12 protein-coding genes are annotated in these 14,132 nt (G+C 44.7%); 6 read left to right on the top strand and 6 right to left on the bottom strand.

Annotated features, from left to right (window positions below; genetic code table 11):
- Positions 1-16 precede the first annotated feature (16 nt).
- From F597_RS0103990 to F597_RS0103975, 4 genes are all read right to left on the bottom strand, one after another.
- Positions 17-415: an RNA-binding S4 domain-containing protein gene (locus F597_RS0103990; RefSeq protein ID WP_019538425.1), complete on the bottom strand. Its 399-nt coding sequence runs from the start codon at positions 413-415 to the stop codon at positions 17-19.
- 87 nt (positions 416-502) lie between these two features.
- Positions 503-1,063, bottom strand: coding sequence for an aminoacyl-tRNA hydrolase (gene pth, locus F597_RS0103985; protein WP_019538424.1), 561 nt, complete (start codon positions 1,061-1,063; stop codon positions 503-505).
- A 206-nt stretch (positions 1,064-1,269) separates the two neighbouring features.
- Positions 1,270-1,848, bottom strand: a complete 579-nt coding sequence (locus F597_RS0103980) for a 50S ribosomal protein L25/general stress protein Ctc (RefSeq protein ID WP_019538423.1) — start codon at positions 1,846-1,848, stop codon at positions 1,270-1,272.
- 137 nt (positions 1,849-1,985) lie between these two features.
- On the bottom strand, positions 1,986-3,890 hold the full coding sequence (locus tag F597_RS0103975) for a beta-N-acetylhexosaminidase (protein ID WP_019538422.1): 1,905 nt from the start codon (positions 3,888-3,890) through the stop codon (positions 1,986-1,988).
- Positions 3,891-4,281: 391 nt separating this feature from the next.
- On the opposite strand from F597_RS0103975, the gene nusB reads away from it, so the two are divergent.
- The 6 genes from nusB (at position 4,282) to F597_RS0103945 (ending at position 10,410) form a co-directional block, all read left to right on the top strand.
- Entirely contained in the window at positions 4,282-5,208 is a 927-nt protein-coding gene (nusB, locus tag F597_RS0103970; RefSeq protein ID WP_019538421.1) for a transcription antitermination factor NusB, read from the top strand.
- Between the two features lie 17 nt (positions 5,209-5,225).
- Positions 5,226-5,546, top strand: coding sequence for a preprotein translocase subunit YajC (gene yajC / locus F597_RS0103965; RefSeq protein ID WP_026327100.1), 321 nt, complete (start codon positions 5,226-5,228; stop codon positions 5,544-5,546).
- A 12-nt stretch (positions 5,547-5,558) separates the two neighbouring features.
- Positions 5,559-6,554 carry a YbbR-like domain-containing protein gene (locus F597_RS0103960; protein WP_019538419.1) on the top strand — a complete coding sequence of 332 codons (996 nt, stop codon included), beginning with the start codon at positions 5,559-5,561 and terminating at the stop codon, positions 6,552-6,554.
- Positions 6,551-7,135 (top strand): dephospho-CoA kinase, encoded by a 585-nt coding sequence (gene coaE, locus F597_RS0103955; protein ID WP_019538418.1) that lies wholly within the window; start codon positions 6,551-6,553, stop codon positions 7,133-7,135. Before F597_RS0103960 ends, coaE begins: the two co-directional genes overlap by 4 nt.
- 132 nt (positions 7,136-7,267) lie before the next feature.
- A complete protein-coding gene (locus tag F597_RS0103950) occupies positions 7,268-7,465 on the top strand; it encodes a winged helix-turn-helix domain-containing protein (protein WP_019538417.1) in 198 nt (65 codons plus the stop codon).
- A gap of 125 nt (positions 7,466-7,590) precedes the next feature.
- Positions 7,591-10,410 (top strand): FAD-binding and (Fe-S)-binding domain-containing protein, encoded by a 2,820-nt coding sequence (locus F597_RS0103945; protein ID WP_019538416.1) that lies wholly within the window; start codon positions 7,591-7,593, stop codon positions 10,408-10,410.
- Between the two features lie 9 nt (positions 10,411-10,419).
- Here the strand turns inward: F597_RS0103945 and F597_RS0103940 are convergent, their stop codons facing one another.
- Both F597_RS0103940 and leuS read right to left on the bottom strand, forming a co-directional pair.
- Positions 10,420-11,292: a YitT family protein gene (locus F597_RS0103940; RefSeq protein ID WP_019538415.1), complete on the bottom strand. Its 873-nt coding sequence runs from the start codon at positions 11,290-11,292 to the stop codon at positions 10,420-10,422.
- A 1-nt stretch (position 11,293) separates the two neighbouring features.
- Positions 11,294-14,047: a leucine--tRNA ligase gene (leuS, locus tag F597_RS0103935; protein WP_019538414.1), complete on the bottom strand. Its 2,754-nt coding sequence runs from the start codon at positions 14,045-14,047 to the stop codon at positions 11,294-11,296.
- Positions 14,048-14,132 lie beyond the last annotated feature (85 nt).

Below are 14,132 nucleotides of genomic sequence, written 5' to 3'. Positions count from 1 at the left end.
ATAGGTCAAACTTGTTTTAAAAATCAGATTCGTCAAAATCGAAGGAGTCGGTAAACTGCTCCAGGTCACGCCGCTCTTTCTTGGTAGGCCGGCCGGCCCCCCTTTGCCTGTCGACAAATCCGCTGATCCGGTTCAACTCCAGCAGTTCGTATTGATCGGGAGGGGTCACGTTTTCCATGAACTCGGGCACTTTGGCTGCACCCATGCGTTTGTCGGTCAATTCCAGCACTTTGAATGAAAAAGTGACCGGCGGTTTTCGCACTTCAATTATCTCCCCTGCCCTGATATTTCTTGAAGGTTTTACAGCAACCTTACCGATCATCACCCGTCCTTTCTTGCAGGCTTCAGAAGCGGCAGTACGTGTCTTAAAGATACGCACTGCCCATAACCATTTATCTATCCTTATTTCATCCATTTCTTTCAGATTAGTAGATTAACAGAACAAAGACTATCATCAGACGGGGAAAATTCACAGCAGCAAGCCTGCTCATACAGGCAGGGTCTACCGGTTATTATACTGATTCATTGTAACATGAATACCCGCCAGACAAAAGCTGCGGATCATATCTACTGCCATATCGATCCGTTCGGGCAACAGTCGCTGTTCTTCTTCCGAAAACCGGTCCAGCACATAATTAATCTGTCCTCCCCGCGGAAAATTATCTCCGATCCCGAACCTGAGCCGTGGATAATTCTGCCCTATCAGATCCTGGATATGCTTTAAACCATTATGGCCTGCATCACTCCCCTTCGATTTCATTCGTAATGTACCGAAAGGTAAAGCCAGATCATCAACCACCACCAGTAGATTCTGGGTTTCGATCTTTTCCTTCTGCAACCAGTAGCGGATAGCATTCCCGCTCAGATTCATAAAGGTAGAAGGCTTGAGCAGGATAAGCGATTTGTTTCTAAGCCGCATCTCAGCGACAAAACCGTATCGCCTGTCCTCAAAAACAACATTGGACGCTTTAGCAAAAGCGTCCAATACCATAAATCCAATATTGTGGCGGGTTTGCTCATAATCGGGTCCGATATTGCCCAATCCCGCAATCAAATATTTCATACGACAATATCAATTTTCAACACTAAGTTCGTATGGAACTCGCATATTGTCATGTTCACTAAAGCTAGTAGTTTTGAGTCGCCTTCGCTCCTCGATTTTCAATTCTACGCTCAACATAGTAAAACCAAGTTTTTCCTCTGTATTCGCTTATCGAAAACGTTTCCGGATGTGAACAGTTCTCATGCTCGTTTCATACCTCTCTCTTTTTACTCAGCCTTTGCTGCTGCTCCTCTTGCAGCACGTGTCAACTGCACACGGCATACGACGGCATTCTTGGCATTCAATATTTCCACATCGTCGAAATTCAACTGCCCAACCTGAATAGATTTACCCAATTCCAGTTTTTCTACGTTCACCACCAATTCTTCGGGCAATTTGGATGGCAATGCTTTCACTTTCAATTTACGTGTATCGAGTGACAACTTACCACCAGCTCTCACGCCGGCAGCCAGACCAACCAGACGAACAGGAATTTCAATCACTACAGGTGCATTTTCGACCACGTGCAAGAAGTCGATATGAAGAATGGTATCTTTTACCGGATGAAACTGTAACTCTTTTACGATGGCTTGTAATTTCTTTTCTCCAAGGTCGAGATTTACCAGAAAGACTTCCGGCGTGTAAATCAATTTACGCACGTCGCCCTGCTTCACTACGAAGTTCACATTACCTTCGCCATGTCCTCCGTATACAACACACGGGATCAGCCCTTCACTGCGATATGCTCTGGCCGCTTTTTTTCCGAAATCGTCTCTGATCTCGCCTTTTAATTCAAATGTTTTCATTTTTACAATTTGTTTGTGTTACTCAAAATAAAGTGCTTTCTTTATTTCCCATCACACGGGAGCTTTCAAAAAAGCGGCGCAAAGGTAATGATTTTCTTTTTATCAAACAACAACTTAATACTTATTATTAGTCTTATCTATCTCACTCTTTTCTTCAGTTCTTCTGCGGAAATACTCATCAGTCGCCCGACAGGCTTGCCGTCACGATAGGAAATAATTCTCAGTATATAAGCATCTTTAGGAACCCGTAACGGCTCCTTATAGACCGGATAGAAATTGTCGGGAGTAGAGGCATCGAAACTGGTATAAATATCCAACCCATCGATCTCCGTTGTGAGCGTCACAACAAGCTCCTCCCCCTCCTTTGTTACTGTTACAATAGGATCGTACATCGCCGGGGAATATTTGGTCTGTGCATAATCCAAGCGCACAAAATGATCTTCCGTCTTGGAGGTGAAACGGGTCCAATCCTTTTTGTCCTTTGGAGACCAGAGCGATTCAGCCACGGCAAATCCACGCGGCCAAACCATATATTCCACCTGACGGATATTATAGACCTGCTCTGTCCACAAATTCGCCTGTCCACCTAATATATACTCCGCATTGGCACCTTCCGGTATAGGGTCGAATTGATAGGTTTGATTCAATCGCAGACTGCTATATACAATTGGCTCCATAGAACGATCACCCTGCATATAATCGATATATACATAATTAGTCGGACTCATTACGACATAATGTCCCGACCTGGAGGCTTCGATCCCATGCTCAATCCCACGCCAACTCATCAATGCAGTGGTGGGTGTAATACCACCTTCAAGGATCTCGTCCCAGCCCATCATTTTTTTCCCTTTGGAAAGAATGATCTGTTCTACCCGTTTGCCGAAATAGGATTGTACGCCGGCCATATCTTCTATTCCTTCACGGACCATCAACTGTTTGACAGCCGGACTCTTTTCCCAGAAGGTATAGGGAGCTTCGTCGCCACCGGTATGAATGTACTCAAACGGGAAAAGCTCCGCCACTTCAGTGATCACCTTATCCATGAATTCATAGACGTTTTCATTGGCAGGGCAAAGCGTATTCTCATAAATGGCAGCAGGTCGCCCTCCGGTATTCCAGTCGAGAAAAGGAGCTCCCGTACGCACGAAATGGTCTCCGCTTTCCGGGAAACAGGCCAGTTCGGGATATGCAGCCAATACTGCCGAACTGTGCCCCGGCACATCGATCTCCGGCATTACCTGTACATTACGCTCCATTGCATATGCAATCACCTCCCTGATCTCATCCTGCGTATAAAAACCACCGTAGTTTTTGGGTGCGTTGGGGTCAGGATCAGAAAGACTACCAAACCATCCTATCTGTTCGGTACGCCATGCACCCACTTCAGTCAACTTCGGCAGACTTTTTATCTCAATGCGCCACCCCTCATCATCAGTAAGGTGCCAGTGAAATATATTGTATTTGTATTTCACCATGTTATCGATAAATCGTTTTACTTCGTCCACCGTGAAAAAATGACGAGATACGTCGAGCATCAACCCTCGCCATTCTACTCTGGGATAATCCACAATCTCCACCACAGGTATCTGCCAGGAAACATGCTCCTCTCTTTTATCGCTTTCAATTTGGGGAGGCAAAAGCTGGAAAAGCGTCTGCACTCCATATAACAAACCAGCCGGCTCGTTTGCTTTTATAACCACTTTCTCCGGTGTTACATGCAGCCTGTATCCTTCACTACCAATCTCTCTATCGGTAGTTTTATTTAATAGTAATTCAATATCGGCATTGGTAGCTGAAGTAGTCAACTTTACCTTCTTACCGGACGCTATAGAAAGTTTCTCTTTTAACAGCTGATTCACATAGGCAGTCGACTTATCTGCCGGACTTGAAATAACCACCTCGTCAGGCAAGACGTAATGCCCGCCTTTCTTAAGAAGCGAGACAGGTTCCGGAATAATGGCAATATTCCGTTCCCGTTGTTGTCCCATAACCGATATACCGATCAACATAAGTGCAAGTATAAAAATTCCTTTTCTCATATGATTAGTTTATTTTAATTGAGGACTTGAGATTCAGAATGTCGGATTTGAAAGATTATTTACCGCTTCTCGAACTTTTCCACCTTCCCACATTCTCTGCAAATCTACGAAATTTGTTTAAAATAATTGTCCGGATACTCTCCCGATTTTACCCGACATACTTACTTTTCGCTCAACAGTGTGTTTAATACCGAAAAATTAGCTACTTTTGCAACTCTAAAACTAAGTTCATTAAAGAATAGACGTTTTCTACGCCCGGCAAAACAAATAAATTTGTTCTGCTCCTGCTTAACGAAAACGTTCACTAAAGTAGACATTTCCTCGCTATGGCATAATCCAAGCGAGTTTTGTCTTCTGCTCATTTAGCTTAACGAAAACGTTCATTGCATCAATGATTAACAGAAATTTAATTCGTATCAGGGTAGTACAATTGGTTTATGCTTGGTACCAAAATACGAATAAAGATTTACGTAACGCCGAAAAAGAATTATTATTCGGCCTGCAGAAATCATACGATCTTTATTATTTTCTACTTCTTCTGATGGTAGAGCTCACCGATTCGTATCAAAACAGGGTGGAGACAAAACGGAATAAATTCTTGCCGACGGAGGAGGATCTACATCCCAACACCCATCTTATCGACAATAAGTTCATCGTGCAATTGCGCGGGAACAGGCAATTCCAAAAACAGCTTGCGGAACGTCCCATGTCCTGGGAATCGAACGAAGCGTTCATCAAAAACCTGTTAGACGAGATTTTATCTTCTGACACTTACAAAGAATACGCCGCGATCGCTTCTCCTACCTACGAAGAAGATCAGGAGTTCTGGCGGAAAACATTCAAGCAGTTTATCTACCTGAATGAAGAACTGGATGATATTCTGGAGGATGAGTGTATATACTGGAATGACGATATTGAGATTGTACAGACCTTTGTAATGAAGACCATCAAGCGGTTTTCGGCAGAGAATGGCGATAATCAACCTCTGTTGCCAATGTTTAAAGATGAAGAAGATAAGGAGTATGCGCTGAAATTACTGCATAATTCCATATTGGACGAAAAGGAATACCGCGGACTCATTGAGAAACACACTGAAAAATGGGATTTTGACCGCATTGCGTTCATGGATCTTATCATCATGCAGGTAGCTCTTTCCGAGATATTTACATTTGATTCTATCCCGACCAATGTTTCGCTTAACGAATATATTGAGATTGCTAAATCGTACAGTACCTCCAAAAGTGGTACCTTTATCAATGGAATTTTGGATGCGATTGTGCAGGAAATAAAAAAAGAAAATCGTATCTTTAAAAACTAATTATAAACACCTAAACAATAATTCTTATGAATGTTTTATTACAAGCAGCCGCTCCTAGCGGTGGTATGGGCGGCACCCTGTTAATGATGGTTGCCATTTTTGCCGTATTTTATTTCTTTATGATACGTCCCCAGCAGAAAAAACAGAAAGAACTGCAGAAAAGCCGCGAAGCCATGAAAACCGGAGATAAGGTTGTCACTTCAGGTGGTATCCATGGAAGGATCAGAGAAGTAGGCGACACATGGTTTTTAGTGGAAGTAGCTGATGGCGTAAAATTAAAATTCGAAAAAGGTTCGGTATATGCCTCACCGGCCGACGTAGCACAACAGACCAAGTAAACTGCGTTTGTGATGGAAGTAAGAGCTATCATCAAGAAATGGCAGCCCGGGATCAAGGTATTTTTTTCCACCTTCCCGTGGAAAAATGTATTGGCCTTTCTGTTCTTCCTGGTGCTGGCTTTTATTTTCTGGTTAATGCTCTTTTTTCAGAAAGAGAATGTAGAAGGTACCTACAGGATACCGTTGAAATACACGAACATCCCCGACGATGTAGTGTTCGATAATCCCCTGCCCCCCTTTTTAGAGGTGAGTGTGGCCGACAATGGAGCGCAGATCTTTCGTCTCGACATGAGAAAAAGAGATTCGCTCGAGATCAATGTTACTGAGATAACCGAAGGTGGTAATAAGGTGCTTCAGGGTAACCAGTACGAACAGCTTATCCGCACCCAACTATTCCCCAGCACTAACATAAGAGGTTATTATCCTATGAGTATCTCACTGGCAACCTCCAAACTGCAGAGTAAAGAATTGCCCGTGGTCTTCGACGGAGAAATCACCACAAGCAGGGCTAATTTAGTGGCAGACAGCGCAATCTTTATTCCGGAGGTAGTGATGGCCTACGGCTCCCAGCAATCACTCGATAAACTGAAAGGTGCCGTGACCGAATATACGGTATTCAAAAATCTGAAAGCTACGTCTCAGTTACCCATTAGGATAAATAATGTGGGAGGGGTAAAATTTGTACCTTCACAGGTAGATATATATATTCCCATACAAGAGTATACCGAACGGACATTTGAAGTGCCCATTACGGCCACCCATATGCCTGCAAGGCTCGATGTAAAATTCTTCCCGTCCCGTGCCAACGTTACTTTCTCGGTTACACTTGAAGAGTACAAGAAAATTGTACCGGAAGATTTCTCCATAGAGCTCGATTACAGAAAGTTTCATTCTAACGAGGATGGACGTGTGGAACTTGAACTTACAGACAGGCCCTCTTCCATTATCAATCCCCGGATCTCCCCGGCTTCAGTGGAATTCCTGTTTGAAAGCAAGACTGACAGATGATAAAGATCGGCATCACCGGAGGAATAGGAAGCGGGAAATCAGTCGTATCCGAACTTTTCCGCCTGCATGGAATTCCTTTATACAATGCCGACCAGGAAGCAAAAAAACTGAATGATTCGTCACCTTATATCCGTGCGCAATTGACACAGCAGATCGGAGAAGATCTTTATATCAATGACAAACTAGACAGAAAAAAGCTGGCTTCCATTATTTTTCATGATAGTCGCAAATTGGCTATAGTCAATTCCATTATCCATCCGGAACTGGCCAGGCATTTTACCGAATGGTGTCGGATGCGGGAACATTGCCCGATGGTGATTCTAGATGCCGCCCTACTTATTGAGGCGGGCTTTCACCAATTCGTAGACAAAGTGGTTATGGTACAAGCTCCGAAAGAACTTCGTATCGCCAGGGTTATGCAGCGCGACCGTTCGGCACGCAATGAGGTAGAAGCCCGGATGAACAGCCAACTCCCTGAAGAGGAGAAAATAAAGTATGCCGATTATGTAATCTGCAATGACAACAGGCATTCTCTTATCAAACAGGTCTCAGAACTGATGAAAAGAGTAACTGAAAATTGATATAAAAGTACTACCTGATTGATAATCATTACTTATTTGTATATTTAACTTTACGAAAACGTTGTTTTTCTGCAAATATAACCGTAACTTTGCCCCGAAATTATTAGGTTATACTATTAAAAATCAAAATGAATGGTTGAACAAATTGGAATCAACGCCGGCAAAGTATGGACGATTCTGGACGAGAAAGGCCGGCAGAATGTCAAAGAGATCAAAAAAGCAACGAAATTGACCGATAAAGACCTCTACGCAGCACTCGGATGGCTGGCAAGAGAGGGAAAAGTTGCTTTGGACGCCGAAGAAAAAGAAGTCTTTGCGTCATTGAGCTGACAAGTAAAACTCATCGTTTAAATGAAAAAGCGTGTAAAAGCTGTCTGAAATGACAGCTTTTTTCTTGTTACTTTTTCTACTCCTATGAATTTATCATCTATCTTTACGAAAAAGATACGGATTAAATGGAAACTAAACAATTACGTAACCGGCTCTTACAATTATTCCCTCAAGATCAGGTTTTCACCGATGAACTTTCACGTCTCGTCAAAGGAACGGATGCAGGGCTCTACCGGCTTATTCCTAAAGCAGTAGTAAGGGTAAACTCAGAAGATGAAGTAATTCGTTTATTGGGATTCTGCCGGACAGAAAATCTGCCTGTAACATTTAAAGCTGCAGGCACCAGTTTAAGTGGACAGACCATCTCCGACTCCATACTAATGGAAACTGGTACCGGATTTGAATTTTCCACCATTACCGATGAAGGGCGTACCGCCATATTTGGGTGTGGACTTACCGGTGCTGCAGCAAACCGTATGTTGATGAGATATAGACGTAAATTGGGACCAAAGCCGGCATCTATCAACTCTGCAAAAATCGGTGGGATTATTGCCAACAATGCAAGTGGATCGAGTTACGGGATCCAGCATAACAGCTATAATACGATCAGGTCGATGCGTATTATCTTTGCCGACGGTTCGTTATTAGATACTGCTGACAATGAGAGTTGTCGGACTTTCATCACCTCTCATCCCCAACTTATCGCGGAAATTGAGCAGTTACACAACGATGTGGTCAGCAATGAAGCGATCCGGAAAAAGATCGCTTCAAAATTTCAACTTAAAAACACTTGTGGTTACGGGGTAAATTCACTGATTGATTTCAATAATCCTATCCAGATTATCCAGCATCTGATGATTGGTTCCGAAGGTACTCTGGGGTTTGTTTCACAAGCTACTTTCAAGACTGTACACGATGCCCCGATGAAAGCCACAGCAATGATCTATTTCTCCAACCTTCGGGAGGTGAGCAATACCATCATCCCATTGAGGAGTTGTCAGGTAAGTGCTGCTGAATTGATGGATCGCAATGCCCTGCGTGCCGTGGAAGATCAGGATGGTATGCCCGAAGAGCTGAAATCGTTACCGGAGGGTGCAGCCGCATTGCTGATCGATACTTCAGCCGATGACGAAGAGACTTTACTGTCACAGATGGCTGAGATTGAAGAAAAGCTCGCACATATCAAGACACTTACCCCAATCAGGTTTACTACCGACAAACACCTCTATAATCTGTACTGGAACGTACGCAACGGACTCTTCACTTCGGCAGCAGCCACCCGACCTCCCCGCACGGCAAGCATTATTGAAGATATCGCTTTCAGAGCCGAATCGTTAGGTGATGCACTCACAGATGTACGTGAGTTACTCGTACGTACCGGTTATGGAAATGCTGTGATGTGGGGCCATCTGCTCGACGGCAATGTCCATTTCACCGTCTTCCCTGATATCAACACTCCCGAAGAAGTGGAAAAATATGCTGTCTTCATGGAAGAATTATGCGAACTGGTTGCGGTAAAACATAACGGCAGTCTCAAAGCCGAGCACGGTACAGGACGCAATATGGCCCCCTTTGTAGAAAAAGAGTGGGGTGGCGAAGTCTACGATCTGATGAAACGTATCAAAAAAACCTTCGATCCGGAGAACATCCTCAATCCTGGCGTATTGATCAACGATGACAGAGATATATTCATCAAGAACCTGAAGCGGATTCCGGAAGCCAATCCGATCATTGACAAATGTATTGAATGTGGTTTTTGTGAAGTGAACTGCCCTTCAAAGAATCTGACCCTTACCCCCCGGCAACGGATTGTAGCCTACCGCCACCTGGCAGAACAGGAGGTATCAGGCACTAAGAAAAGCAACCCGATTCAGAAACAGGTGAAAGAAATTTCCTATCCTTTGGAAGAGACCTGTGCTACCGACGGGTTGTGCGGACTTGCCTGCCCGGTGAGGATCGACACCGGAAAGCTCGTCAAAGAATTACGCTGGCAGCAAAACGGCAGATTGGCCAACCGGATTGCCGACACTATTGCCGGCAATATGGCAGGTACGACCTCTCTATTGCGCGGACTGTTGCCGATTCCTCACTACATAGGAAAGAGTTTGGGATACGGGGTAATGGAAAGCGTGACAAAAGGTCTTTACCGGTTAGGCGACGGAACATTCCCTTTATGGACACGTCATACCCCTTCCGGCAGCAAAAAGATCACACACAATATTTTCCCTGCGTGCGCTCCCGACGCTCCCGTGGCGGTCTATTTCCCTTCGTGTATCACCCGTGCCATGGGCGGCTCCTCATTCGGCTATAAAGAGACGGAAGATATACCGCAGAAGATGCTTTCCATATTACGAAAAGCAGGATACACTGTTATCATTCCTGAAGAAAAAAACAGACTTTGCTGTGGGATGGCTTTTAGCAGCAAGGGATTCCGGAAGCAGGCACAAAAAAAGGAGAATGAGTTGAATGAAGCGCTTCTGAAAGCAAGTCGTAACGGAGAGTTACCCGTTATATGTGATATGAGCCCTTGTCTGCTACATATGCGTGAAACACTCGACAAGCGGCTTAGATTGTACGACCAGGTAGAGTTTATTCACGATTTTTTGCTCGACCGTCTGAAATTTACCAGACAACCTGTTTCTGTCGCCATACATACCACTTGCAGTTCTACCAAGATGCATCTGGAAGAGAAACTCCATGCAGTGGCGGCACGTTGTGCGGAAAAAGTGATCGTCCCAGAAAATATAGGTTGCTGCGGTTGGGCGGGCGATCGGGGATTTTTCTATCCGGAACTCAATAACTCGGCACTCGCACCGTTGAAAGAGGGTATCCGGGATGCCACTGAAGGGTATTCCAACAGCCGGACATGTGAAATAGGATTATCGATAAACAGTGGTATTGCCTATAAATCGCTGGTTTATCTGGTCGACAAGGCTACGAACTGAGAGCCGTTTTTATTTCATTCGGTCGAATCCCTGCCCATAGACGCCTACCACATTACTCTGGGAGATAAAGGCGTTGCTGTCGATCTGTTTTACCAGCCGGAAAATGGAGGTCGACTCTGTTCGTTTGGCCATTACCAGCAGCACTTTCTGCGGTTTTTGGGAATACCATCCAATGCCATCCAGTACGGTACAACCGCGGTGTAATTGCAGATTGATCTGCGTAGCAATCTCTTCATACTTGCTTGAAAAAATAAAGAACTGTACCGATTGGCGAATACCGTTCAACACCCAATCCACTGAAGTGGCCATCACCGCAATAATAATGATCCCGAATACAATGGTCTCCACACTCCTGAAAATCAGGAAAGAAGAAGCTACAATAACAAGGTCGACAAACAACATTGTCCGACCGGGTGTAATATTCCGGTATTTATTGATAATAAGTACTACGATATCGGTTCCGCCACTACTCCCGTTGACAGACATTACTAAACCAACCCCGGAACCCGCTACGATAGCACCGATCAGTCCCGCCATCAGCGGTTCGTCCATCATAATTGGTTGCCACTGAAAACTCTCGAACATGCCGATAAATGCGGAAAGCAACGAAACTCCCACAATAGTCTTTACTAAAAATTCAAAACCCAATACTCTGAAAGCCGCCAACAATAGCAAGGCATTCATTACAAATACCATCAACGAAACAGGCAATCCAAAAGCATAATTTAAAAGTACAGCGGCTCCTGCAAGTCCACCCATCACGAAATGATGCGGCATAATGAACTGGGTAACACCCAATGCATACATGAAAGTTCCCAGGGCAATAATCAGGTAATCCTTCCAATAAAACCTTTTCAGACTGAATTCAGGTAATTTTTCCATCTTATATCACCACATTCACAATTTTTTTCGGAACGATAATTATTTTCTTCGGATTTTTGCCTTCTATCCATTTTTGGGAATTGGGATGAGCCAGTACCGCTTTTTCGATTTCTTCGTTGGTCGCATCTGTCGGGAATTCCAGTACAAACCGTGATTTCCCGTTGAAAGAGATCGCGTAGGGAAAAGCATCCTCCTTGAGATACTCTTCATTCCATACCGGCCATTGTGCATCACATACCGATGTACTATTACCCAACGTGTGCCAGAGTTCTTCTGCCATATGCGGCGCAAAGGGAGCAAGGCAAACGATCAGATCGCTCAGGATCGCTCTTTTGGAGCATTTCAATGAGGTCAGTTCATTCGCACAAATCATAAAAGCGGAAACCGACGTATTAAAGGAAAAATGCTCAATATCGAACGACACCTTTTTAATCAGTTTATGCAAAGATTTCAACTCTTCTTTTACAGGTTCGTCGTCCGTCACCGATAAATCCCCCTCCTTATAGAAGAGGTTCCATACTCTGCGCAGGAAACGGTATACTCCATCGATCCCGTTGGTATCCCACGGTTTGGATTGTTCGAGCGGACCCAGGAACATCTCATAGAGACGGAGGGTATCGGCCCCATACTTTTCCACGATATCATCCGGGTTCACTACGTTGAACATTGACTTCGACATTTTCTCGATGGCCCATCCACAGACATATTTCCCATCCTCCAGGATAAATTCTGCTGTCTTGTATTCAGGGTTCCAGTTCCGGAATGCCTCTATATCGAGAATATCGTTGTGTACTATATTGACATCCACATGGATGGGTGTCACATCATATTGCTCTTTCAGATTCAGAGACACGAATTGATTCGTCCCTTTTATCCGGTATACAAAATTGCTTCTACCCTGGATCATCCCCTGGTTCACCAGTTTCTTAAAGGGTTCCTCTTCGCAGGAAATACCCAGATCGAACAGGAATTTATTCCAGAAACGGCTGTAGACAAGGTGCCCGGTAGCATGTTCCGTTCCTCCTATATAGAGGTCTACGTTACGCCAGTAGCTGTTGGCATCTTCCGATACCAGTGCATTGTCGTTCTGCGGATCCATATAACGCAGGTAATAGGCCGACGATCCAGCAAAACCGGGCATCGTATTCAATTCCAGCGGATAACCCTCTTTGGTATGCCAGTTTGCAGCACGTCCCAACGGAGGTTCGCCTGTTTCAGTAGGAAGATATTTATCCACTTCCGGAAGTTCCAGTGGTAATTCGCTTTCTTCCAGTGTGTAGGGCATTCCATCTTTGTAATAAACAGGGAATGGTTCGCCCCAGTAGCGTTGTCTGGAGAAAATAGCATCCCGGAGGCGGAAATTGATTTTCCGGTAACCAAGCCCTCGTTTCTCTACCTCATCAATAGCCGCAGGAATAGCTTCTTTCACCGTCATCCCGTTCAGGAAGCCGGAATTCATCATAATCCCTTCTTTCGCATCAAAACTCTCTTCCGATATATCACATCCTTCAATTAAAGGAATGATGGGCAGGTTGAAATGTCTGGCGAAAGCATAGTCACGGCTGTCATGCGCCGGTACCGCCATAATTGCACCGGTACCGTATCCAGCCAACACGTAGTCAGATATCCATATAGGAAGCTGCTCTCCCGTAAAGGGGTGACGGGCATATGAACCGGAAAATACGCCGCTGACCGATTTGTCGGCAATACGTTCCCGTTCTGTTTTTTTCTTGGTTTTGCTGATATAGTCTTCTACCGCTTCACGCTGTTCACCAGTAGTCAATTCTTTTACCAGTTCACTCTCAGGAGCAAGCACCATAAACGTCACACCAAAGATTGTATCGGCACGGGTAGTAAAAATATCAAAGGTAATACCCTGAGAGGTTTTGAAATGCATTACGGCGCCTTCACTACGTCCTATCCAGTTTCGCTGTGTTTCTTTCAGAGAGTCTGTCCAGTCCACCTTATCCAGGCCATCCAGCAGGCGCTGTGCATAAGCTGATACTCGCAGGCACCACTGACGCATCTTTTTCTGTTCCACGGGATATCCTCCGCGAATAGAAAAGCCTTCACTTACCTCGTCATTGGCGAGTACCGTTCCCAGTTCCGGGCACCAGTTCACCATAGTATCTCCCAGATAGGCGATACGGTAGTTCATTAATATCTCCTGTTGTTCTTTTTCGGACCTGGCATTCCACTCTTCGGCAGTAAATTCCATTGGCTCGTTACAGGCAAGGTCGAGCCCCCGGGTCCCCTGTTGGGAAAATACCTCCGTCAGTTCGGCAATGGGGCGGGCCTGTTGCGCCTGATTGCAATAGTAGGAATGGAACATACGGATGAATGCCCACTGCGTCCACTTGTAATAGTCAGGATCGCAGGTTCGTACTTCACGACTCCAGTCGTAGGAGAAACCAATTTTATCCAGTTGTTCGCGATAACGTTTGATATTGTTTTCCGTAGTAATAGCCGGATGTTGTCCGGTTTGAATGGCATACTGCTCTGCCGGCAACCCATAGGCATCATACCCCATAGGATGCAGCACATTGAATCCCTGTGATCTTTTATATCTTGAAAAGATATCCGACGCAATATATCCCAGTGGATGCCCCACATGCAACCCTGCTCCCGAAGGATAAGGGAACATATCGAGTACGTAAAACTTGGGTTTTGACCGATCTTCAGTAACTTTATACGTCTGGTGATCAATCCAGTACTGCTGCCATCGTCTTTCTATTTCTCTAAAATTGTAATCCATCCCTTTTCGCTTTAAAAAACGGTGCAAATATAGCGAAAGCCGAGAGAAAAGCCAAACTTGTTTGAGCTTTTCCAAAACGCATCCT

Source organism: Proteiniphilum acetatigenes DSM 18083, from assembly GCF_000380985.1.
In the GTDB taxonomy this organism is placed as follows: Bacteria; Bacteroidota; Bacteroidia; order Bacteroidales; family Dysgonomonadaceae; genus Proteiniphilum; species Proteiniphilum acetatigenes.
Note: the sequence above shows the minus strand (reverse complement) of the source record. Positions and strands in the feature narration are given on the sequence as shown.

Excerpts from the sequence above, each read along its gene's own strand:
- leuS (WP_019538414.1), bottom strand. The coding sequence starts at position 14,047 with ATGGATTACAATTTTAGAGAAATAGAAAGACGATGGCAGCAGTACTGG.
- F597_RS0103990 (WP_019538425.1), bottom strand. The coding sequence starts at position 415 with ATGGATGAAATAAGGATAGATAAATGGTTATGGGCAGTGCGTATCTTT.
- pth (WP_019538424.1), bottom strand. The coding sequence starts at position 1,063 with ATGAAATATTTGATTGCGGGATTGGGCAATATCGGACCCGATTATGAG.
- F597_RS0103945 (WP_019538416.1), top strand. The coding sequence starts at position 7,591 with ATGGAAACTAAACAATTACGTAACCGGCTCTTACAATTATTCCCTCAA.
- F597_RS0103940 (WP_019538415.1), bottom strand. The coding sequence starts at position 11,292 with ATGGAAAAATTACCTGAATTCAGTCTGAAAAGGTTTTATTGGAAGGAT.
- nusB (WP_019538421.1), top strand. The coding sequence starts at position 4,282 with ATGATTAACAGAAATTTAATTCGTATCAGGGTAGTACAATTGGTTTAT.
- F597_RS0103960 (WP_019538419.1), top strand. The coding sequence starts at position 5,559 with ATGGAAGTAAGAGCTATCATCAAGAAATGGCAGCCCGGGATCAAGGTA.
- coaE (WP_019538418.1), top strand. The coding sequence starts at position 6,551 with ATGATAAAGATCGGCATCACCGGAGGAATAGGAAGCGGGAAATCAGTC.
- F597_RS0103980 (WP_019538423.1), bottom strand. The coding sequence starts at position 1,848 with ATGAAAACATTTGAATTAAAAGGCGAGATCAGAGACGATTTCGGAAAA.
- F597_RS0103975 (WP_019538422.1), bottom strand. The coding sequence starts at position 3,890 with ATGAGAAAAGGAATTTTTATACTTGCACTTATGTTGATCGGTATATCG.
- F597_RS0103950 (WP_019538417.1), top strand. The coding sequence starts at position 7,268 with ATGGTTGAACAAATTGGAATCAACGCCGGCAAAGTATGGACGATTCTG.